The sequence below is a fragment of the Siccibacter colletis genome (genome assembly GCF_000696575.1).
GTDB lineage: Bacteria > Pseudomonadota > Gammaproteobacteria > Enterobacterales > Enterobacteriaceae > Siccibacter > Siccibacter colletis.
In genome coordinates this window covers 113,622-135,179 of record NZ_JMSQ01000009.1, presented here as the reverse complement: position 1 = coordinate 135,179, position 21,558 = coordinate 113,622, and the positions used below count along the sequence as shown (strand labels likewise).

At 58.5% G+C, this 21,558-nt stretch carries 17 protein-coding genes; 12 read left to right on the top strand and 5 right to left on the bottom strand.

Translation table 11 applies throughout. The features are described from left to right. The first annotated feature begins 69 nt into the window (after positions 1–69). From ET34_RS0112585 to umuC, 3 genes are all read left to right on the top strand, one after another. Complete coding sequence (locus ET34_RS0112585) at positions 70–951, top strand: alpha/beta fold hydrolase (RefSeq protein ID WP_031522564.1); 882 nt, start codon at positions 70–72, stop codon at positions 949–951. Positions 952–1,295: 344 nt separating this feature from the next. Further along, positions 1,296–2,753 (top strand): glycine betaine/L-proline transporter ProP, encoded by a 1,458-nt coding sequence (gene proP / locus ET34_RS0112575; protein WP_031522560.1) that lies wholly within the window; start codon positions 1,296–1,298, stop codon positions 2,751–2,753. Between the two features lie 137 nt (positions 2,754–2,890). Next, a complete protein-coding gene (gene umuC, locus ET34_RS0112570; RefSeq protein WP_031522558.1) occupies positions 2,891–4,153 on the top strand; it encodes a translesion error-prone DNA polymerase V subunit UmuC in 1,263 nt (420 codons plus the stop codon). 23 nt (positions 4,154–4,176) lie between these two features. On the opposite strand, the gene smrA is transcribed toward umuC, so the two are convergent. Beyond that, positions 4,177–4,734 (bottom strand): DNA endonuclease SmrA, encoded by a 558-nt coding sequence (smrA, locus tag ET34_RS0112565; protein ID WP_031522556.1) that lies wholly within the window; start codon positions 4,732–4,734, stop codon positions 4,177–4,179. Between the two features lie 815 nt (positions 4,735–5,549). On the opposite strand from smrA, the gene ogt reads away from it, so the two are divergent. The 3 genes from ogt to uspE all read left to right on the top strand — a co-directional run bounded on the left by ogt (position 5,550) and on the right by uspE (position 8,139). Then, on the top strand, positions 5,550–6,065 hold the full coding sequence (gene ogt / locus ET34_RS0112560; RefSeq protein WP_031522554.1) for a methylated-DNA--[protein]-cysteine S-methyltransferase: 516 nt from the start codon (positions 5,550–5,552) through the stop codon (positions 6,063–6,065). A gap of 176 nt (positions 6,066–6,241) precedes the next feature. After that, the gene (gene fnr, locus ET34_RS0112555) at positions 6,242–6,994 is read left to right on the top strand and encodes a fumarate/nitrate reduction transcriptional regulator Fnr (RefSeq protein WP_031522553.1); all 753 of its coding nucleotides are present in this window, start codon (positions 6,242–6,244) and stop codon (positions 6,992–6,994) included. Positions 6,995–7,188: 194 nt separating this feature from the next. Further along, positions 7,189–8,139 (top strand): universal stress protein UspE, encoded by a 951-nt coding sequence (uspE, locus tag ET34_RS0112550; RefSeq protein ID WP_031522552.1) that lies wholly within the window; start codon positions 7,189–7,191, stop codon positions 8,137–8,139. Positions 8,140–8,269: 130 nt separating this feature from the next. Here the strand turns inward: uspE and ET34_RS0112545 are convergent, their stop codons facing one another. The 3 genes from ET34_RS0112545 to pntA all read right to left on the bottom strand — a co-directional run bounded on the left by ET34_RS0112545 (position 8,270) and on the right by pntA (position 12,455). Further along, positions 8,270–9,391 (bottom strand): mechanosensitive ion channel family protein, encoded by a 1,122-nt coding sequence (locus ET34_RS0112545; protein WP_031522551.1) that lies wholly within the window; start codon positions 9,389–9,391, stop codon positions 8,270–8,272. Positions 9,392–9,526: 135 nt separating this feature from the next. After that, positions 9,527–10,915: a Re/Si-specific NAD(P)(+) transhydrogenase subunit beta gene (pntB, locus tag ET34_RS0112540; protein WP_031522550.1), complete on the bottom strand. Its 1,389-nt coding sequence runs from the start codon at positions 10,913–10,915 to the stop codon at positions 9,527–9,529. A 10-nt stretch (positions 10,916–10,925) separates the two neighbouring features. Next, positions 10,926–12,455, bottom strand: coding sequence for a Re/Si-specific NAD(P)(+) transhydrogenase subunit alpha (gene pntA / locus ET34_RS0112535; protein ID WP_031522549.1), 1,530 nt, complete (start codon positions 12,453–12,455; stop codon positions 10,926–10,928). A 522-nt stretch (positions 12,456–12,977) separates the two neighbouring features. Here pntA and ydgH point away from each other — a divergent pair. The 6 genes from ydgH (at position 12,978) to tus (ending at position 20,138) form a co-directional block, all read left to right on the top strand. Next, complete coding sequence (gene ydgH, locus ET34_RS0112530; protein WP_031522548.1) at positions 12,978–13,922, top strand: DUF1471 family protein YdgH; 945 nt, start codon at positions 12,978–12,980, stop codon at positions 13,920–13,922. Positions 13,923–14,110: 188 nt separating this feature from the next. Next, positions 14,111–15,493, top strand: coding sequence for an amino acid permease (locus ET34_RS0112525; protein ID WP_031522546.1), 1,383 nt, complete (start codon positions 14,111–14,113; stop codon positions 15,491–15,493). 25 nt (positions 15,494–15,518) lie between these two features. After that, positions 15,519–16,241: a dihydromonapterin reductase gene (folM, locus tag ET34_RS0112520; RefSeq protein WP_031522543.1), complete on the top strand. Its 723-nt coding sequence runs from the start codon at positions 15,519–15,521 to the stop codon at positions 16,239–16,241. A gap of 75 nt (positions 16,242–16,316) precedes the next feature. Beyond that, a complete protein-coding gene (rstA, locus tag ET34_RS0112515; RefSeq protein ID WP_031522542.1) occupies positions 16,317–17,036 on the top strand; it encodes a two-component system response regulator RstA in 720 nt (239 codons plus the stop codon). After that, on the top strand, positions 17,036–18,316 hold the full coding sequence (gene rstB, locus ET34_RS0112510; protein ID WP_031522540.1) for a two-component system sensor histidine kinase RstB: 1,281 nt from the start codon (positions 17,036–17,038) through the stop codon (positions 18,314–18,316). The genes rstA and rstB overlap by 1 nt, the downstream gene beginning before the upstream one ends. Before the next feature lie 892 nt (positions 18,317–19,208). Further along, entirely contained in the window at positions 19,209–20,138 is a 930-nt protein-coding gene (gene tus / locus ET34_RS0112505) for a DNA replication terminus site-binding protein (RefSeq protein ID WP_031522539.1), read from the top strand. Here tus and fumC read toward each other — a convergent pair. Beyond that, complete coding sequence (gene fumC / locus ET34_RS0112500; protein ID WP_031522537.1) at positions 20,135–21,532, bottom strand: class II fumarate hydratase; 1,398 nt, start codon at positions 21,530–21,532, stop codon at positions 20,135–20,137. The two genes, tus and fumC, sit on opposite strands and share 4 nt — an antisense overlap. Positions 21,533–21,558 lie beyond the last annotated feature (26 nt).

The following is a 21,558-nucleotide window of genomic DNA, read 5'->3' as shown; positions in this document are numbered from 1 at the left end:
TACGCAACCTCGCCATACTGAAAGCAGGTAACCACTAAAAAGTAATTTATCAGTTACAGGAGAAAAGAGATGCCGATGAATACCCATTTCCCCGTACGCAACGCCTGGGTTGATGCCGACGGCATACGCGTTTTTTACCGTGAGGCCGGTGAACCGACCAACCCGACGCTGCTCCTGCTGCACGGCTTTGGCGCATCGTCCCATCAGTTCCGCGAGCTGATCCCGCTGCTGGCGGACAAGTTCCATCTGGTGGCACCGGATCTGCCCGGCTTCGGTTTTACCGATGTGCCGGCAGAGCGCGACTACCGCTACACCTTTGACGCCCTCGGCCAGACGCTGGTGCATTTTGTCGACGCGCTGGGGCTGGAACGCTATGCGCTCTATGTCTTTGACTACGGCGCGCCCGCCGGGCTGCGGCTGGCGCTTGCCGCTCCCGAGCGGGTGACCGGTCTGATTTCCCAGAACGGTAATGCCTATCTGGAAGGACTGGGAGATGCCTGGGAGCCGGTGCGCGCTTACTGGGACCAGCCGACGGCAGCACATCGTCAAGTGGTGAACGATGCCGTGCTGAATCTGGAAGGCATACGCTGGCAGTATCTGCACGGCGTGACCGACCCTAAGCAGGTCGCACCGGAAACGTATTATCTCGCGACGCTGCTGATGGAACGCCCGGGCAATAAGGATATTCAGCTGGATCTGTTCCTTGATTACGCCAACAACCTGACCCGCTACCCGGATTTCCAGGCGTTCTTCCGCCAGACGCAGCTACCGACACTGGTTATCTGGGGCAAACACGATCCGTTCTTCATTCCACCTGGCGCGGCAGCGTATCAGCGTGACAACCCAAATGCCGTGGTTGAGCTGCTGGACAGCGGCCATTTTGCACTGGAAACCCATGTCGCCCACATCGCAAAACGCATTCGCGAGGTCATCGGCGGCGAAACGGCGTAACCTGCGGCGGCGCGCTGCCCGGCGCGCCGCTTTGTAACATATCTCGCTACACCACCCGGCTCTCACCACATTATCTGTAGCCCTGAAGTAAATTTCACAGCGCCAGCAGCATAATTTATTATTCTGAATTATCTTCCAATGATAGCGCAAACAAGAGCAATACCCTCATAAAAACGGCGTTTATAGCCACAAATTTGCATGCAAGCAGACTTTTCTTTAAGGTGACACCCGGCCACACAATGTGACCTGGCTCAACTTTTAGCCTCTTATAGCTTTCTTTTCCTTCTTTGAACGTCCCGGCTGCGAAAGCTATAAGCTGCTCCATCAACACTGACGGGGAGTTTATGACCACCAGTACAACAGCAACTCATGCGGATAAAAAAACCGAACTGACCGTCGATGACATCACGGTTATCGACAGCAAATTACTGAAACGCGCCGTTGGCGCTGCCGCACTCGGCAACACCATGGAGTGGTTCGACTTCGGGGTGTACAGCTACCTGGCCGTGATCATCGGCAAGGTCTTTTTCCCCGACGCCAGCAGCACCGCGCAGCTTATCGCCTCATTTGGTACCTTCGCGGCCGCGTTCCTCGTCCGCCCCATCGGCGGCATGGTGTTCGGCCCCCTTGGCGACCGTTTTGGCCGCCAGAAAGTGCTGGCGTTTACCATGATCATGATGTCGGTCGGCACCTTCTGTATCGGGTTAATTCCTGACTATGAAAGCATTGGCATCATGGCACCGATCCTGCTGCTGGTAGCGCGTCTGGTACAGGGCTTCTCAACCGGCGGCGAGTACGGCGGTGCGGCGACCTTTATTGCCGAATACTCCACCGATAAACGCCGCGGCTTTATGGGCAGCTTCCTCGAGTTCGGTACGCTCGGCGGTTATCTGCTGGGCGCGACGCTGGTTACTGCCATGATCGCCCTGCTACCGGCGCAGGCGATGCTCGACTGGGGCTGGCGCATTCCGTTCTTCCTCGCCGCACCCTTAGGGCTGTTTGGTCTCTATATCCGCCTGAAGCTTGAAGAGACGCCGGCGTTTAAGGATCACATGGATAAACAGGACGCGCTCGAACACGCGCGCCCGCGTCTCGGCCTGCTGCCGATGCTTAACAAATATAAAAAGCAGCTGCTGAAGTGCATCGGCCTGGTACTGGTATTTAACGTCTCCAACTATATGCTGACCTCTTATATGCCGAGCTACCTGACCGGGGTACTGGGGCTGAGCGAGCTAACCGGCCTGCTGCTGGTGATGGTGGTCATGTTCGTAATGATGCCGCTGACCCTGCTATGGGGCCACTGGACCGATCGTATCGGACGCCGTCCGGTGATTGGCCTCGGCGCGCTAGGCCTGGTACTGTTCGCCATTCCGTGCTTCATGCTGATTGGCTCAGGCAACATGCTAGCGGTATTTGGCGGCCTGGTGGTGCTCGGGGTGCTGCACACCTGCTTTAGCGGCACCATGCCGGCTACGCTGCCGGCGCTGTTCGTCACCGACATTCGCTACAGCGCGCTGGCCATCGGCTTTAACCTTTCGGTATCGCTGTTTGGCGGTACCACGCCACTGGTCACCGCATGGCTGGTCGATACCACCCAGAACGTGATGATGCCGGCCTACTATATGATGGGTGCCGGTGCCATTGGCCTGATCACGGTGTTTACCCTGCGTGAAACCGCCCGTAAACCGCTGAGTGGCTCCTCTCCGGCAGTTGCGACCCACGCGGAAGCGCACAAGCTGATTGATAAGCTGCGCAAACAGCGCCACAAAAAACAGCCGGTGCCGCAGATGTCTGCCCGCTAACCCCTGAAGCCGGATTGTTATCCGGCTTTTTTATGCCGCTTATCTACTCGGTTAACGCGATTTCGCTATCTTACCCCTTGATCCCCGGCGCAGAGCAACGATACTGTATATAAACACAGTAAAATAAGAAACTGACCATGCTTGCGCTTATTGATGTCAATTCGTTCTATACCAGCTGCGAAACCGCGTGGCGCCCTGACCTGCTTGGCAAGCCGGTAGTGGTGCTGTCGAATAACGACGGCTGCATTATCTCCCGCTCTGCTGAGGCGAAGGCGCTGGGGATCACCATGGCAGAGCCGTACTTTAAGCAGAAGGCGATGCTGGAGCGGCACGGGGTCGCGGTATTCAGCAGTAACTACGCGCTGTATGGCGATATGAGCCAGCGGGTAATGGACACCCTGGAGCAGCTCTGCCCGCAGGTGGAGATCTACAGTATCGATGAGGTGTTTGCCGATCTCACCGGCATCCGGGAGCTGGAAGCATTCGGGCGCACCATTCGCGAGCGCATCTTTCAGCACACCATGCTGACCGTTGGCGTCGGCATCGCGCCCACCAAAACCCTCGCCAAGCTGGCTAACCATGCGGCAAAAAAATGGTCAAAAACCGGCGGCGTGGTGGATCTCTCCGATCCGGCGCGTCAGCGGCGGCTGATGCAGCTGGTGCCGGTGGATACGGTCTGGGGCGTCGGGCGACGCCTGTCGAAAAAGCTTAACGCAATGGGCATCAATAATGCCCTGCAGCTGGCGCAAAGCGACCTGTGGTTTATCCGTAAGAATTTTAACGTGGTGCTGGAGCGCACGGTGCGCGAGCTGCGCGGCGAGCCCTGCCTGGCGTTTGAAGAGTTTGCGCCCGCGAAACAGGAGATCATCAGCTCGCGCTCGTTTGGCGAGCGCGTCAGCGACTACGGCGCGGTGCGGGAAGCCATCTGCACCTGGGCGGCGCGGGCGGCGCAGAAGCTGCGCGCTGAGCACCAGTATTGCCGCTACGTCTCCACCTTTCTGAAAAACAGTCCGCACGATCCGGACGAACCCTACTACAGCCAGCGGGCCGGGATCGCCCTCACCACCCCGACGCAGGATACCCGCGACATCATCGCCGCCGCGACCCACTGCCTGGAGAGGGTGTGGCGCGACGGGCTGCGCTATCAAAAAGCCGGGGTGATGCTGGGCGACTTCTTCAGCCAGGGCGTGGCCCAGCTTAATCTGTTCGATGAGCGCCAGCCGCGGGCGAACGGCGATGTGCTGATGCACCTGATGGATGAGATCAACCAGAAAAACGGCCAGACGCTGTGGTTTGCGGGCCAGGGGATGCAGCAGGCGTGGGGGATGAAGCGTAATTTACTGTCGCCGGCCTGGACCACCCGGCTTGGCGACGTGCCGGTGGCCCGGGCGGACTGGTAAGGCGGCTGCGCCTGGCTACCATCCTAACGGCTGCGCTTGGCGTGCCGCTCCCAGGTATCGAGTTTCGCGGCAGCGGATTTTTTCAGCGCTACGTAGCAGGCACCGTTCCCGCCGTGATGGGGTAAGGCGCTGCAGAACGCCTGCACCTGTGCGAACTCGGTGAGCCAGCGCGCCAGATAGCTGCGCACGATATTGGCATGGGAATTATCATCGCGGCCTTTGCCGTGAACGATCAGCAGATTGCGCAACCCCTGCTCACTGGCGCTGTGAATAAAGGCAAACAGCTGCTGGCGGCACTGCTCCACCGGCTGACGCAGCAGATTCAGGCTCGCCTGCTGGTCATACTTGCCCTGGCGCAGCTTCTCCAGCACGCCATTCTGTAACCCTTCGCGTTTGAAGGTCAGCGGCTCGGCAAGCGGCACGATCTCCAGAAAACCGGTGGTGAGGAAGTTGTCCAGCTGCAGCGTATCGAGCTGGTGACGCGGGCGCGGAGCCGCGGGCTTAAGCCACTGCGTGGCCTGCTTCAGGGGTTTGACATCCTCCATGGCGTCGAGAAACAGCGCTTTATCATCAGAGTTCATGGTCAATCCTCCGGGGTACTGCATGACCGGCACACTATAACTGTATAAAGACACAGTCTCAATGGTGAGATAGCGCAAAAGGCGTGACAGGCGCACCACTTCCCTGCTGATTTCAGGGTTATTTACCCGCACTGACCGTGGCGATATTAAAAGCACGCCGGACTATTTAGTAACGGTAAAATATTCATACAGAGATGAAATAGCACCCGAAAATTTACGTTAAGGATACGTGAAACACATCACTAAACGTCGCTCACGCCGCGCTGAAAAATCGCTATAAATAAATAACCCCGGCATTGAGAGGAATAAAGCCGGGGAATATTGTGGAGGCAATGCTGTGCACTGCGGAGCCTGACGGATGTCGGCAGGCTCTGTTTTTTTTGCAGCCTTAGCCCGCGCCGCACGGCCCTGACGATAATTAGCCGGGTCAGATAACTATCGATAAGCGCTATTTCACGAAGCGGAACGTTAAGATTTATTTTACAAACCAATGAGCGGAAAATATTGCGCCGGGAGAAAAATAAAAACAGTTTGCATTAACACAACAATCAAAACGGCGATCGTCACAGCCTTATATTATCAACCAGATAATATTAACTGGAGGCTCTGTTTTACTGCGCACTTTATATTATTAACGTCAATAACGCGCAACGGCAAAAGATAATTAATCGCGACCATCAAGCTACGGCATAAATAACGCTGAAATAATCGCTGCCGGCTGGAATTTATTCCGGTAAAGTCACCGCCGCGCTGGCAGCACAGCGAACCGGCATGCTATGTTACGCCACCCTGAATTGCATCCGCGGAGAGCAAACATGCTGACGCTTCTGGAAGATAAGATCGCCACCCCGCTTGGCCCGCTGTGGGTTATCTGCGACGAGCAGTATCAGCTGCGCGCCGTCGAGTGGGAGGAGCACAGCGATCGCATGGTACAGTTGCTGAATATTCATTATCGCACCGGCGGCTACCAGCGCATCGCGGCGCAGAATCCCGGCGGGCTGAGCGATAAACTGCGCCGTTATTTTGAGGGCGATCTTGATATTATCACCACCCTGCCGACCGCCACGGGCGGGACGCCTTTTCAGCGTGAGGTATGGGCAATATTGCGCACCATCCCCTGCGGGCAGGTCATGCATTACGGCCAGCTGGCGGAGCAGCTCGGGCGCGCCGGCGCTGCACGGGCTGTAGGTGCGGCGAACGGCTCGAATCCGGTGAGTATCGTCGTACCCTGCCATCGGGTAATTGGCCGTAACGGCACGATGACCGGCTATGCCGGTGGCGTACAGCGTAAAGAGTGGTTATTACGCCATGAAGGTTATTTACTTATATAACCCGCTATTAACATTAGTCACAATATAGCGCTGCGTTAATAACACGGTGGCTGAACAATTTTGTCTGCGGCAAGGTTTTATTTCGATATTCCGAAATTGCTGTTTATGCGGGCTTACCTGTAAGAGAAAATGATGTTAAAATTGACCAACATCAATTATACGGTCTGAGCGAGCCTATGATCCCGGAAAAACGAATTATTAAACGAATTCAGTCTGGCGGTTGTGCCATCCATTGCCAGGATTGCAGCATCAGCCAGCTATGCATCCCTTTTACCCTGAATGAGCACGAGCTGGACCAGCTCGATAATATCATTGAGCGTAAAAAACCTATTCAGAAGGGGCAGACGCTGTTTAAAGCCGGTGATGAGCTGAAATCGCTGTACGCTATTCGTTCCGGCACCATCAAAAGCTACACCATCACCGAACAGGGTGATGAGCAGATCACCGGTTTTCATCTGGCGGGCGACCTGGTTGGCTTTGACGCCATCGGCACCGCGCATCACCCAAGCTTTGCCCAGGCGCTGGAAACCTCAATGGTGTGCGAGATCCCGTTTGAGACGCTGGACGATCTCTCCGGCAAAATGCCGAACCTGCGCCAGCAGATGATGCGTCTGATGAGCGGTGAAATCAAAGGCGATCAGGATATGATCCTGCTTCTCTCCAAGAAAAACGCTGAGGAGCGTCTGGCGGCCTTTATCTATAACCTGTCGCGCCGTTTCGCGCAGCGCGGTTTCTCTCCGCGTGAGTTCCGCCTGACCATGACCCGCGGCGATATCGGTAACTATCTGGGCCTGACGGTGGAAACCATCAGCCGTCTGCTGGGTCGCTTCCAGAAAAGCGGCATGCTGGCGGTGAAAGGCAAATACATCACCATTGAGAACAGCGAAATTCTCTCCCAGCTTGCCGGGCAATCCCGTAGCGTCGCCTGATTTTCCTCACCTTTTGCCGGATCGCCAGATTTTCCCGATTTATTGATCCGGCAAAGGGTTCTCACCTGTTTCATTCAATCCTTATGGGTTACTCTTAACCTTAACTCTGCCCGACATCGTTCAGGCTTCAGCGTAACGGCTGGAACGTGATAAATAGCGGGAATAAGTGGTTAGCGGTTGTAAGGAGACCCTGTATGGCAAAGTATCAAAACATGCTGGTGGCCATCGATCCGAACCAGGACGATCAGCCAGCGTTACGGCGCGCAGTTTACCTGCATCAACGGATTGGTGGCCGGATCAAAGCTTTCCTGCCTATCTATGACTTCTCTTACGAAATGACCACCCTCTTGTCTCCGGACGAGCGGACCGCCATGCGTCAGGGCGTGATCAGCCAGCGTACCGCCTGGATACGCGAGCAGGCCCAGTACTACCTGGAAGCGGGCGTGCCGATTGAGATCAAAGTGGTGTGGCATAACCGTCCGTTCGAAGCCATCATCCAGGAAGTGATCAGCGGCGGACACGATCTGCTGCTGAAGATGGCCCACCAGCACGACCGGCTGGAATCCGTCATTTTCACCCCCACCGACTGGCACCTGCTGCGCAAATGCCCCTGCCCGGTGTGGGTGGTGAAAGACCAGCCGTGGCCTGAAGGCGGTAAAGCGGTCGTGGCGGTGAACCTTGCCAGCGAAGAGCCGTATCATAACGCGCTCAACGAAAAGCTGATCAAAGAGACGCAACAGCTGGCGGAAGACGTCAACCATACCGAAGTGCGGCTGGTTGGCGCGTATCCGGTAACGCCAATTAATATCGCCATCGAACTGCCGGACTTCGACCCCAGCGTCTATAACGATGCGATTCGCGGGCAGCACCTGCTGGCGATGAAAGCGCTGCGCCAGCGTTTCGGCATTGATGAGAAATTTACCCACGTCGAAAAAGGCCTGCCGGAAGAGGTGATCCCGAATCTGGCGGAGCATTTACAGGCCGGGATTGTGGTGCTGGGCACCGTCGGACGCACCGGTATCTCTGCTGCCTTCCTCGGTAACACCGCCGAGCAGGTGATCGATCATCTGCGCTGCGACCTGCTGGTGATTAAGCCGGACGACTACCAGACCCCGGTTGAAATGGATGATGACGAGGACGATTAAGCCCTCATCATGAAAAAGCCCACCAGACGGTGGGCTTTTTTTTGCCTGCGAAAAACTCAACACGTAGGGTGGGTAAGCGTAGCGCACCCACCTCTGGACCATACGGTGGGCTTTTTTTTCCTGCGGGACATCAGTTCAGCGTCGGCGGTGCCTGATGCTGAGGCGCATCCTCGCCAGGGCCGCTCGCGAACGGTGCCTTGACGATCAGGCTCGGCAGTGCCAGCTCCACGTCATGCTCGGCCAGCGCTTCGATGATGCGGATATTAATCTCCTGCTGAATATCCATGTACCGGTTGTAGTCTGCGGTATCAACGATATGCACCACTTCGTAGGTCAGGCGATCCTGGCTGAAAGCCTGGAAGTGGGCGCGGTCGAATTTGGTTTCGCCGACATCGGTAATGATGTTTTTCACCAGCTCACCAATCAGACGCAGCTTCTCCGGCGGGGTTGAGTAGGCAACGCCGAATGAGAAGACGATACGGCGGGTCTGCATGCGTTTGTAGTTGTGTATGGTCTGCTGCAGCAGAATGGCGTTAGCGCAGACGATCTGCTCCCCGCTCAGGCTGCGGATGCGGGTGGTTTTCAGCCCGATATGCTCAATGGTACCCGCGACATCACCAAATACCACGAAGTCACCGATCTCAAACGGCTTATCGAAACCAATCGACAGTGAGGCAAACACGTCGCTGAGGATGGTCTGCACCGCCAGCGCAATCGCGATACCCCCTACCCCCAGGCTGGCAATCAGCGCGGTGATGTCCACCCCGGCATTTGCCAGAATCGACAGCAGCATGATCGACCACACCAGGGCACGCAGCAGCATACCGACAATCACCAGCGTTACCGGATTTTTATTGCTGCCTGGCGCATAAAGCAGATGACGCAGCCAGGACTGCACGCCCTGATCGAGCCACAGCGCCACCTGCACCGCCAGTACCAGGAACCAGGCGTGAGAGATGGTGCCGAACAGGCGATCCGGGAGCGCCACAAAGCGCAGACTGAACAGGAAGGCGGCGATGAAGATCAGCACCTTGCTGGTGCGATTGAGCATATCGAACAGGATCACGCGCAGCCTGTGATTTGCCTCCTGATGGTTGCCGCGCCAGTTCTGAACGCCCTTATGCAGTACGGCCAGCAGGCGGTTAAGCAGCCAGTACACCACCAGCGTCACCACCACCACCGTGGCAACGCCAATCCAGAATGAGGGTGCCATCAACAGCGACACAAAATTGAACCGTTCCAGAAAATCCATGACTCCTCCTCTTTTTACAGCGAAGTAACAGTATAGACAGCTGACGAGAAGCGTTGGTGATAGCGGCAAGAATCGGATAAGCCCGGCAGCGGGCATAAAAAAACCGCTCCGGAGAGCGGTTCGGGGAGTGCGCAATCAGAGCGCTTTCAGGATGTCGTCCACGCTGGCTTTAGCGTCGCCAAACAGCATCTGGGTGTTCTCTTTGAAGAACAGCGGATTCTGCACCCCGGCATAACCGGTATTCATGGAGCGTTTAAACACCACCACGTTCTGAGCTTTCCAGACTTCCAGCACCGGCATCCCGGCGATAGGGCTTTTCGGATCGTCCTGCGCGGCCGGGTTAACGGTATCGTTGGCCCCGATCACCAGCACGGTGTCGGTATCGGCGAAGTCGTCGTTAATCTCGTCCATTTCCAGCACGATGTCATAAGGCACTTTCGCTTCGGCCAGCAGCACGTTCATGTGGCCCGGCAGACGCCCGGCTACCGGGTGAATACCAAAACGGACTTTCACGCCGCGGGCGCGCAGCTTCTCGGTGATTTCCGCTACCGGATACTGAGCCTGCGCCACCGCCATGCCGTAGCCCGGGGTGATGATCACCGAGCTGGAGTTTTTCAGCATTTCCGCGGTTTCCACGGCGCTGATTTCGCGATGCTCACCGGCTTCTTCGCTGTCGCCGCCGGTCTGCCCGTCGGTGCCAAAGCCCCCGGCAATCACGCTGAAGAACGAACGGTTCATCGCCTTACACATGATGTACGAGAGGATGGCGCCCGACGAACCCACCAGCGCACCGGTAACGATCAGCAGGTCGTTGCTGAGCATAAAGCCCGCCGCCGCCGCCGCCCAGCCGGAGTAGGAGTTGAGCATCGATACCACCACCGGCATGTCCGCTCCGCCGATGGAAGCCACCAGGTGCCAGCCAAACGCCAGCGCGATGATGGTCATCAGCAGCAGCGCCAGCACCTGAAGGCCGACGCTCTCGGCACGCACGAAGGTCACCAGCAGCAGGAAGGAGACCACCAGCGCCGCGAGGTTCAGCTTGTGACGGTTCGGCAGCATCAGCGGCTTTGATGAAATTTTGCCGCGCAGCTTACCAAACGCCACCACCGAGCCGGTGAAGGTCACCGCGCCGATGAAGATGCCGAGGAACACTTCGGTAAGGTGAATATTGACCAGCACCGGGTCGAGGCCGGCGTCGTGATGCAGATAGCTGTTAAAGCCCACCAGCACCGCCGCCAGACCGACAAAGCTGTGCAGGATCGCCACCAGCTCCGGCATCTCGGTCATTTCAACTTTTTTCGCCAGGTGCATACCGATAGCACCCCCGATCACCATTGCTACGATGATCCACACCACGTTGCCGGTGTCCGGGCCAAAAATGGTCGCCAGCAGCGCAATCGCCATCCCGGCAATACCGAAGCGGTTACCCTGCTGCGAGGTTTCATGCTTTGATAACCCGGCAAGGCTGAAAATAAACAGGATCGCGGCAACAATGTATGCAGCTGTAACTAATCCTCCAGACATGTGTTACCCCTTAATTTTTCCGGAACATTTTCAGCATGCGCTGAGTAACGGTGAAACCACCAAAGATATTGATGCTTGCAATGAGCACCGCAATAAAGCTGAAGAAGCTGACCCAGCCGCCGTCGCCAATTTGCAGCAGCGCGCCGACCACGATGATGCCGGAGATGGCATTGGTCACCGACATCAGCGGCGTATGCAGAGCGTGGGAGACGTTCCACACCACGTAGTAACCCACCACGCAGGAGAGCGCAAAGACGGTGAAGTGGCCAAGGAACGACGGCGGTGCAACGTCTGCCAGCCAGCCGAACAAGATGATTGCCAGCGCCATCAATGCGTATTTACGCCACGGAGAGGCAGGCACTTCCGGCGCTTTGGGCGCGGTGTCTACTTTCGGTGCGGCCTGTGGCTGGGCGGAGACCTGAATCGGCGGTGCCGGCCAGGTGATTTCGCCGTCACGGATGACGGTTACGCCACGTACTACTACATCCTCGAAGTCCACGGTCAGATTGCCGTCTTTCTCTTTACACAGCAGCTTCAGCAGGTTAACGAGGTTGGTGCCGTAGAGCTGGGAAGACTGGGTCGGCAGGCGGCCCGCCAGATCGGTATAGCCAATCACCTTCACGCCGTTCGGGGTGGTAAAGATTTCCCCCGGCACGGTGTACTCGCAGTTGCCGCCGTTCTGAGCGGCAAGATCCACCACCACGCTGCCCGGCGTCATGCTGTCGACCATGTCACGGGTGATAAGTTTCGGCGCTGGCTTGCCCGGGATCAGCGCGGTGGTAACGATGATGTCCACCTCTTTTGCCTGGGCGGCAAACAGCGCCATTTCCGCTTTGATGAAGGCCTCGGACATCACTTTGGCATAGCCGTCGCCGCTGCCGGCTTCCTCTTCGAAATCCAGCTCAAGGAATTCGCCGCCCATGCTTTTAACCTGGTCCTTCACTTCAGGACGGGTATCGAAGGCGCGCACGATGGCCCCCAGGCTTGAGGCGGCGCCGATAGCAGCCAGACCCGCCACCCCGGCACCGATCACCATCACTTTGGCCGGCGGCACTTTACCGGCGGCGGTGATCTGCCCGGTGAAGAAGCGACCAAACTGGTTGGCGGCCTCAACGATGGCGCGGTAGCCTGCGATGTTCGCCATTGAGCTGAGCGCGTCGAGCGACTGGGCGCGCGAGATACGCGGCACCGAGTCCATCGCCATCACGGTAATATCGCGCGCAGCCAGTTTCTCCAGCAGCTCAGGATTCTGCGCCGGCCAGATGAAACTCACCAGCGTAGTGCCCGGACGCAGCAGGTCAATTTCCTGCTCCAGCGGCGCGTTCACCTTCAGAATAATGTCGGATGCCCAGACGTCGCTTGCCGGTTCGACCAGCGCCCCGGCCGCGAGGAACGCGGCATCATCAAAACTCGCCAGTTTGCCGGCGTCGCGCTCTACCGCAACGGTGAAACCCAGTTTCAGCAGCTGTTCGACGGTTTTTGGCGTCGCAGCCACGCGGGTTTCATTGGCTAACCCCTCTTTCGGTACCCCAATACGCATAGTATTCCCTTCCATCGGTTTCGATTGATGGTTTGTCAGACAGGCGCTGTAGCGGCGAAAAAAGCCGCGCCGGATACAGAACCAGAGAAAAGAAGCTGTAACAAACTTTCTATAACCTACTGAAATTAGCGCCTGTGATCCACATCTGGCGTCAGGAAATTATGGTTTTATCTGTGAAAGTGTAGCGTCCACCGGCGCTGACAGGTTTTTTTACCGGAATTTAACCCCGGAAGGCCGATAATCCGCTTAAGCGGAGCGGGAAAACATGATTCTGCGCGGTGCTTCGCCTGTTGTTTAACAATACTTTAACGTAAAAACTCATAAGCTTTATCGTTTTAACCGGTCAACGGCCCATTTCACGCACCTATTACCAAAGGTTATGGGTTTTGATCAAACCGCGGCACAGCATGTGAAAAATGACGCAGACAGTGCTGGCTGAACAATGCCATAATCGGGCGCTAACGATTTATTCATATACACAACACCAGTATCTGGTTTGCGCAAGGCGAAGGATTATTTTTTATGAAGATCAAGAACACCCTTCTGGCGTCCGCAGTAATTGCTGCAACCACGCTGTCCGCTCATGCCGCGACAGAATTAACGCCGGACCAGGCCGCCGCTCTGAAACCTTACGATCGTATTACGATCACCGGGCGTTTTAATGCCATCAACGAAGCAGCCACTGCGGTTTCCCGTCGTGCAGATTCAATGGGCGCCGCCTCTTTCTATATTCTGGATACTAACGACACCGGCAACAGCGGCAACTGGCGCGTAGTGGCCGATGTCTATCGCGAAGACGCACCGAAAGCCGATGCGCCGGAGAATCGCGTGATCAACGGCGTGGTTGAGTTGCCGAAAGACCAGGCGTTTGCGCTGGAGCCTTACGATACCGTTACCGTGAAAGGCTTCTTCCGCAGCCAGCCGGAAGTGAATGACGCCATCACCAAACAGGCGAAAAACAAAGGCGCGCACGCGTTCTACATCGTGCGTCAGGTTGATGCCAACCAGGGCGGCAACCAGCTGATCACCGCGTTCATCTATAAAGCGGATGCGAAGAAACGCGTACTGCAGAGCCCGGATGCGATTCCAGCCGACTCCGATGCCGGCCGCGCCGCGCTGGCAAAAGGCGGTGAAGAAGCGAAGAAAGTTGAGATCCCGGGCGTGGCAACCACTTCGTCCCCGTCGACCGAAGTAGGCCGTTTCTTCGAAACCCAGTCCTCTAAAGGCGGGCGTTACACTGTCACCCTGCCGGACGGTACTGAGATTCAGGAAGTGAATAAAGTCACCGCCGCGCAGATGGTGCCGTTTGACAGCGTGAAGTTCACCGGCAACTACCACAGCATGACCGACGTCTCCTATCAGGTGGCGAAGCGTGCTGCGAAAAAAGGCGCGAAGTACTACCACGTTACCCGCCAGTGGCAGGAGCGCGGTGGCAACATGACCATCAGCGCCGACCTGTTCAAATAAGCCTCGCCGTTACAGCATAAGGCAGCCTGCGGGCTGCCTTTTTTGTCTTTTGCTATTATTTGCTGCACATCTCATTGCAAGCGCGTCACCCACTGCGTAAAATCCCGCGCCTTAGTGCGATCCGCCATTTTTATGCGTTATGACGTAATAATTATTCTGGATCATCTCTCTTTACTGACAGGATAACTATGGATAAGAAACTGGGTCTGGCGGCACTGACTGCGCTGGTGCTTAGCTCAATGCTGGGGGCCGGGGTGTTCAGCCTGCCGCAGAACATGGCGGCGGTGGCAAGCCCGGCGGCGCTGCTGATTGGCTGGGCGATCACCGGCGTCGGTATCCTGATGCTGGCGGTGGCCATGCTGATCCTCTCGCGTCTGCGTCCGGACCTGGATGGCGGTATCTTCACCTACGCGCGCGAAGGCTTCGGCGAGCTGATGGGCTTCTGCTCGGCCTGGGGTTACTGGCTGTGTGCCGTCATCGCCAACGTCTCTTATCTGGTGATTGTTTTCTCCGCCCTGAGTTTCTTTACCGATACCCCGGAGCTGCGCCTGTTTGGCGACGGCAATACCTGGCAGTCCATCGTTGGCGCGTCGGTGCTGTTGTGGGTCGTGCACTGGCTGGTGCTGCGCGGCGTGCAGACCGCGGCGAGCATTAACCTTGCCGCCACAATGGCGAAGCTGCTGCCCCTCGGGCTGTTTGTGGTGCTGGCGGTAATGGCGTTTAAGATGGACGTCTTCGCCCTCGATTTCACCGGCGTATCGCTCGGCGTGCCGGTGTGGGAACAGGTGAAAAACACCATGCTCATCACCCTGTGGGTGTTCATCGGTGTGGAAGGCGCGGTGGTGGTTTCCGCCCGCGCCCGTAACCGCGCCGACGTGGGCCGCGCCACCCTGCTGGCGGTGCTGGCCGCGCTGGTGGTCTATCTGCTGGTGACGCTGCTGTCGCTGGGCGTCGTCGCTCGCCCGGAGCTGGCGCAGATGCGCAACCCGTCGATGGCCGGGCTGATGGTGGATATGATGGGCAAATGGGGCGAAGTAGTCATCGCCGTCGGGCTTATCGTCTCGGTGTGCGGGGCGTACCTGAGCTGGACCATTATGGCAGCGGAAGTGCCGCTTCTGGCCGCGACCCACAAAGCCTTTCCAAAGCGTTTTGCCCGTCAGAACGCGCGCAACGCGCCGTCTGCCTCGCTGTGGCTGACCAACATCAGCGTGCAAATCTGCCTGGTGCTGATCTGGCTCACCGGGTCGGACTACAACACCCTGCTGACCATCGCCTCAGAAATGATCCTCGTGCCCTACTTCCTGGTGGGTGCATATCTGCTTAAAATCGCAAAAAAACCGTTGCATCAGTTCGTTGGTATCGGCGCGTGCATTTATGGCTTATGGTTATTGTATGCCTCAGGCCCGATGCACCTGCTGCTGTCCGTGGTGCTGTACGCACCGGGCTTGCTGGTGTTTATGTACGCCCGCCGTACCCATAGCGATAACGTTCAGCTTAACCTGCGGGAGAAAGCCGCGATGGTAGTGCTGCTGATTGCGGCCCTGCCGGCAACATGGATGCTGATGCGCTGATCCCCTGAATAACGAGGAGTGACCGATGGGAAAGAGTCCTGACCGCCCGATACTGATTACCGGTGGAGGCCGTCGCATCGGTCTTGCGCTGGCGCACCATTTCCTTGCCCAGCACCAGTCGGTCATCGTCAGCTACCGCACGCGCTACCCGGCGATCGACGTTATCGAAGAGGCCGGCGGCATCTGTATCGAAGCCGACTTCTGCACCGATGACGGCATTCTCGCCTTCGCCGAGGACGTAAAGCGCCGCACCACCAGCCTGCGCGCTGTGCTGCACAACGCCAGCGCCTGGATGTCGGAGTCCCCGGCGCATCAGCCGGCTGAGGTACTGAGCGCCATGCTGCAGATCCACGTTCATGCCCCCTACCTGCTCAACACCGCCTTTGAGCCGCTGCTGCGCGGTCAGGGCCATGCTGCCGCAGATATCATCCACTTCACCGACTACGTGGTGGAGCGCGGCAGCGATAAGCACATTGCCTACGCGGCCAGTAAAGCGGCGCTGGATAACATGACGCGTTCGTTTGCGAAGAAGATGGCACCGGAAGTGAAGGTCAATGCCATCGCGCCGTCGCTGATCCTGTTCAACGAGGGCGACGATGCGGAGTACCGCCAGAAGGCGCTCAGCAAATCCCTGATGAAAACCGCACCGGGCGAAAAAGAGATCATCGATCTGGTGGATTATCTGCTCACCAGCTGTTTCGTTACGGGCCGCTCTTTTGCGGTAGACGGCGGCAGACCCCTTCGCTGATCCGTTTAACCACGATTGATAGTATTCAAATCCAGGGCCGTGTATCCTGGATTTTTTTCGTGAGCGCTATGCACGATGAGCAAGATAGTCTTTGTCGAAGATGATCCGGAGGTCGGGTCGCTGATCGCCGCCTGGCTGGGTAAGCATGACATTGATGTCATTATTGAAAACCGGGGCGATCTGGCAGAAGCCACCATCGCGCGCGAACAGCCGGACCTGGTGCTGCTGGACATTATGCTGCCGGGTAAAGATGGCATGACGCTGTGCCGCGATCTGCGTCCGCAGTGGCACGGCCCGATTGTGCTGCTGACCTCGCTGGACAGCGACATGAACCATATCCTGGCGCTGGAGATGGGTGCCAACGACTACATCCTGAAAACCACCCCGCCGCCAGTGCTGCTGGCGCGCCTGCGTCTGCACCTGCGCCAGCATCAGAGCCCGCCCTCTGAGCCTGCCACCACGACGCTGCGCCCGCACAAAGCCCTGCAGTTTGGTACGCTGTGCATCGACCCGCTAAACCGCCAGGTGACGCTCGGCCGCGCGCAGGTCAGTCTTTCCACGGCTGATTTTGATTTGCTGTGGGAGCTGGCAACGCACGCCGGGCTGATTATGGATCGCGATGCGCTGCTGAAGAACCTGCGCGGCGTGAGCTACGACGGCCTCGATCGCAGCGTGGACGTGGCGATATCCCGGCTGCGTAAAAAGCTTAACGACAGCGCCACCGAGCCGTACCGCATCAAAACCGTGCGCAATAAAGGTTATCTGTTTGCCCCCCACGCCTGGGACGACGCCTGATGAGAAAGCTGTTCGTGCAGTTTTACCTGCTGCTGTTCGCCTGTTTCCTGGTGATGACCATGCTGGTCGGGCTGGTGTATAAGTTCACCGCCGAGCGCGCGGGCCGGCAGTCGCTGGACGACCTGATGAAAAGCTCGCTCTATCTTATGCGCAGCGAGCTGGACGAGATCCCACCGAAGGACTGGAATAAAACCATCGGCGAGCTGGATCTCAATCTGTCGTTTAAACTGCGCATCGAACCGCTGAATACCTTTACGCTCAACGCCCCGACCATGAAGCGGCTGCGCGACGGGGATATTATCGCTCTGGATAAGGAGTACACCTTTATCCAGCGCATCCCCCAGAGCAACTACGTGCTGGCCGTCGGGCCGGTGCCCTATCTGTTTTTCCTGCACCAGATGCGGCTGCTGGACATCGCGCTGATCGCCTTTATCGCCTTCTCCCTCGCGGTTCCGGTGTTTATCTGGATGCGTCCACACTGGCAGGAGATGCTGAAGCTGGAGTCGGCGGCCCGGCGCCTGGGCAGCGGCAAGCTCGACGAACGCATTCATTTTGAGCCGGATTCCAGCTTCGAGCGCATGGGCGTTGCCTTCAACCAGATGGCGGACAACATCAACGCGCTGATCGCCAGCAAGAAGCAGCTGATCGACGGCATTGCCCACGAGCTGCGCACGCCGCTGGTGCGCCTGCGCTATCGTCTGGCGATGAGCGACAACCTCAGCCCCGACGAGGCGCGCGGACTGAACCGCGATATCGGCCAGCTGGAGGGGCTGATTGACGAACTGCTGACCTACGCCCGCCTCGACCGCCCGGAGACGGAGCTGACGCTGTCGCGCATTAACCTGACGAACTGGCTGAAAGAGCGCATTGAAGAGATACGCTATATCCATCCCGAGCGGGAGATCCTGCTGACGCTCCCGACGGTGGCAGCCATCGCCAGCGTGGACGTACGCCTGATGGATCGGGTGCTGGATAACCTTATCAATAACGCTCTGCGCTACAGCCAGCAGACGCTGTCTGTTTCCCTGCAACAGGATGAGCGGCAGTGGGTGCTGGCGGTAGAGGACGACGGGCCGGGTATTCCGGCAGCGGAACGCGAGCGCGTGTTTGAGCCGTTTGTACGCCTCGACCCAAGCCGCGACCGCGCCACCGGCGGCTGCGGACTCGGATTGGCCATTGTGCGCTCGGTGGCAGTGGCGATGAAGGGCCAGGTCACGGCAGAAAGCAGCCGCGCCGGCGGTGCGCGTTTTCGTTTCAGCTGGCCGGGTGATGGGGATTGAGGTGGGTGCGCTGCGCTTACCCACCCTACACGTATCTCCAACCCGTAGGGTGGGTAAACGGAGTGCACCCACCTTTAACGTGCATCCGCCGTTTGGGGTGTGCGGTCTATCTGATTGCGGTGAGGGTTCCGTTCACCGTGGCACTGCGCTCACATGGGAACGCTGCGCACGTGAACGGGTGAAGGGGGCTCGCCGCCGCCCCCTTCACTATCCCGGCTCCCGGCCAACAAAACCGGCCCTGCGGGCTGCCCTTGCCTCCGGCGTTTCGCTTCCGGTCGGGCGCGATACCCCATCCCGGGGCTCGCGCCCTCTGGCGGTTCCCGACCGCCAGCCCGGACTCAACGCCTGCGCCGCGGCGGTTTTGATGCCGGACGGGGCCATCCCTCCGGCATGGGTTATTTTTCATGATTTAAGGTGCGCTCGTAGGGTGGGGTAAGCGCAGCGCACCCACCTTTAACGTGCACCCGCCGTTTGTGGTGTGCGGTCTATGTGATCGCGGTGAGGGTTCCGTTCACCGTGGCACCGCGCTCACATGGGAACGCTGCCGCATGTGAACGGGTGAAGGGGGCTCGCCGCCGCCCCCTTCACCATCCCGGCTCCCGGCCAATAAAACCGGCCCTGCGGGCTGCCCTTGCCTCCGGCGTTTCGCTTCCGGTCGGGCGCGATACCCCATCCCGGGGCTCGCGCCCTCTGGCGGTTCCCGACCGCCAGCCCGGACTCAACGCCTGCGGCGCGGCGGTTTTGATGCCGGACGGGGCCATCCCTCCGGCATGGGTGATTTGATGGTGGGTGCGCTGCGCTTACCCACCCTACAGGAACAAGCAAACACCGTGGCCTGCAACGTGTCGGATGTGCTATAACATAAAGTATGTTGTAACTAATTGGTGTCGCTATGCCGCAATACGATCTGATTGAACGCCTGACTACTACCTTTCGCGAGCTGGAGCGCCAGCTCGCCGGGGTGCGCGAGCTGCTCTCCACCAGCCATCTGCTGACCGGGCGCGTGTTCACGCTGCCCGAGGTAAAAAAAGGCGAAGAGCATGACCCGCTGGAAACCATCGCGGTAAACCAGCTGATCGGTAAACAGGCCCATGAAGCGGCACTGAAGCACTTCACACGCCTGTTCATCCAGCAGCAGTCGGAAAATCGCAGCAGCAAAGCCGCGCTGCGGCTGCCCGGGGCGGTATGTTACGCGGTGAGCGATGAGGAGCGCGCCCTGCTGCACCAGCGGATCGGCGAAGTAAACAGGCTGAAGACCGAGCTGGAAAAGATTATTGCGAAAGAGAGCGGCCTACCGCCTGCGCAGCGCTTCGAGTGGGTGCATCGCCAGCTGCCGGGGCTGATTACGCTGAACGCCTACCGCAAGCTGGTGGTGGTGGATAATCCGGCAACGCTGCGTTTCGGCTGGGCCAACAAGCACGTGATTAAAAATCTCACCCGCGATGAGGTGCTGACGATGCTGGAGAAAAGCATGAAGTCGCCGCGCGCCCAGGCTCCCTGGACCCGTGAGCAGTGGCTGGCGCATCTTGAGCAGGAGTATAACGATATCGCCGCCCTGCCCGAGCAGGCGCGGCTGAAGATCAAACGACCGGTGAAGGTGCAGCCGGTGGCGCGGGTCTGGTATTCACAGGATCAGAAACAGGTGCAGTACGCCTGCGCCACGCCGGTTATTGCGCTCTGCCCGCCAGCGCCGGGAAGCAGCGTGCCCGACCTCGGCGAGCTGCTGAACTACAACGCCGATAATGTGCAACACCGCCATAAACCGCTGGCGGAGCCGCTGACGCCGCTGATCCCGCGTCTGCACCTTTACCTGGCGCGTTAAGGGTTCATGCTGCCGACCATCTGCTCCGGCCGTACCCACTCATCAAACTCCGCCTCGCTGAGATAGCCCAGCTTCAGTGCGGCGGCCTTCAGCGTCAGCCCCTCTTTGTGCGCTTTCTTGGCGATCTCCGCCGCTTTGTCGTACCCGATGTGGGTATTGAGCGCGGTAACCAGCATCAGGGATTCGTTGAGCAGCTGATCGATGCGCTCGCGTACCGGCTCAATGCCGATGGCGCAGTGCTCGTTGAAGCTCTCCATGCCGTCCGCCAGCAGACGCACCGACTGCAGGAAGTTATGGATCACCATCGGGCGATAGACGTTCAGTTCGAAGTTGCCCGACGCCCCACCGATATTCACCGCCACGTCGTTGCCCATCACCTGGCAGCAGAGCATGGTCATAGCCTCGCACTGGGTCGGGTTGACTTTACCCGGCATGATGGAGCTGCCCGGCTCGTTTTCCGGGATCGCCAGCTCGCCAATCCCGCAGCGCGGCCCGGACGCCAGCCAGCGCACGTCGTTGGCTATTTTCATCAGCGAGGCCGCCAGCCCTTTCAGCGCGCCGTGACTGTGCACCAGCGCATCGCAGGTCGCCAGCGCTTCGAATTTGTTCGGGGCGGTCACAAACGGCTGCCCGGTGTGATCCGCCAGCGCTTTCGCGACCCGCACCGCGTATTCCGGATGGGTATTCAGCCCGGTTCCCACTGCCGTACCGCCGAGCGCCAGTTCAGAGAGGTGCGGCAGGCTCTGCTCGATATGGCGCAGGTTGTGCTCAAGCATCGCCACCCAGCCGGAGATCTCCTGGCCGAGGGTCAGCGGCGTGGCATCCTGCAGGTGGGTACGACCAATTTTCACGATCCCGGCAAAGGCCTGGGATTTCTCATGCAGCGTCTTTTTCAGCACCTTCAGCTGCGGGATAAGCTGTTCGCGCAGGGCAATCACCGCCGCCACGTGCATCGCCGTGGGGAAAACGTCGTTGGAACTCTGGCTCTTGTTGACGTCGTCGTTGGGGTGGATTTTACGCTCCATACCGCGCACGCCGCCGAGGATCTCGCTGCCGCGGTTGGCCAGCACTTCGTTCATGTTCATGTTGGACTGGGTGCCGGACCCGGTCTGCCAGATGGCGAGCGGAAACTCGTCCGGGTGTTTGCCCTCCAGCACTTCATCCGCTGCCTGGACAATCGCCTGCGCTTTTTCCGGGGCCAGCAAACCTAAATCCTGATTAACCTGCGCCGCCGCACGCTTGGTGAGCGCCAGCGCCTGGATCAGCGCGACCGGCATTTTCTCGGTCGAGATACGAAAATGCTCCAGCGAACGCTGGGTCTGCGCGCCCCAGAGCTTATCGGCCGGCACCTCGATGGCGCCCATAGAATCTTTTTCACTGCGATGCGTTGCCATGACGTTCTCCTGTTGTAACAAAAGGT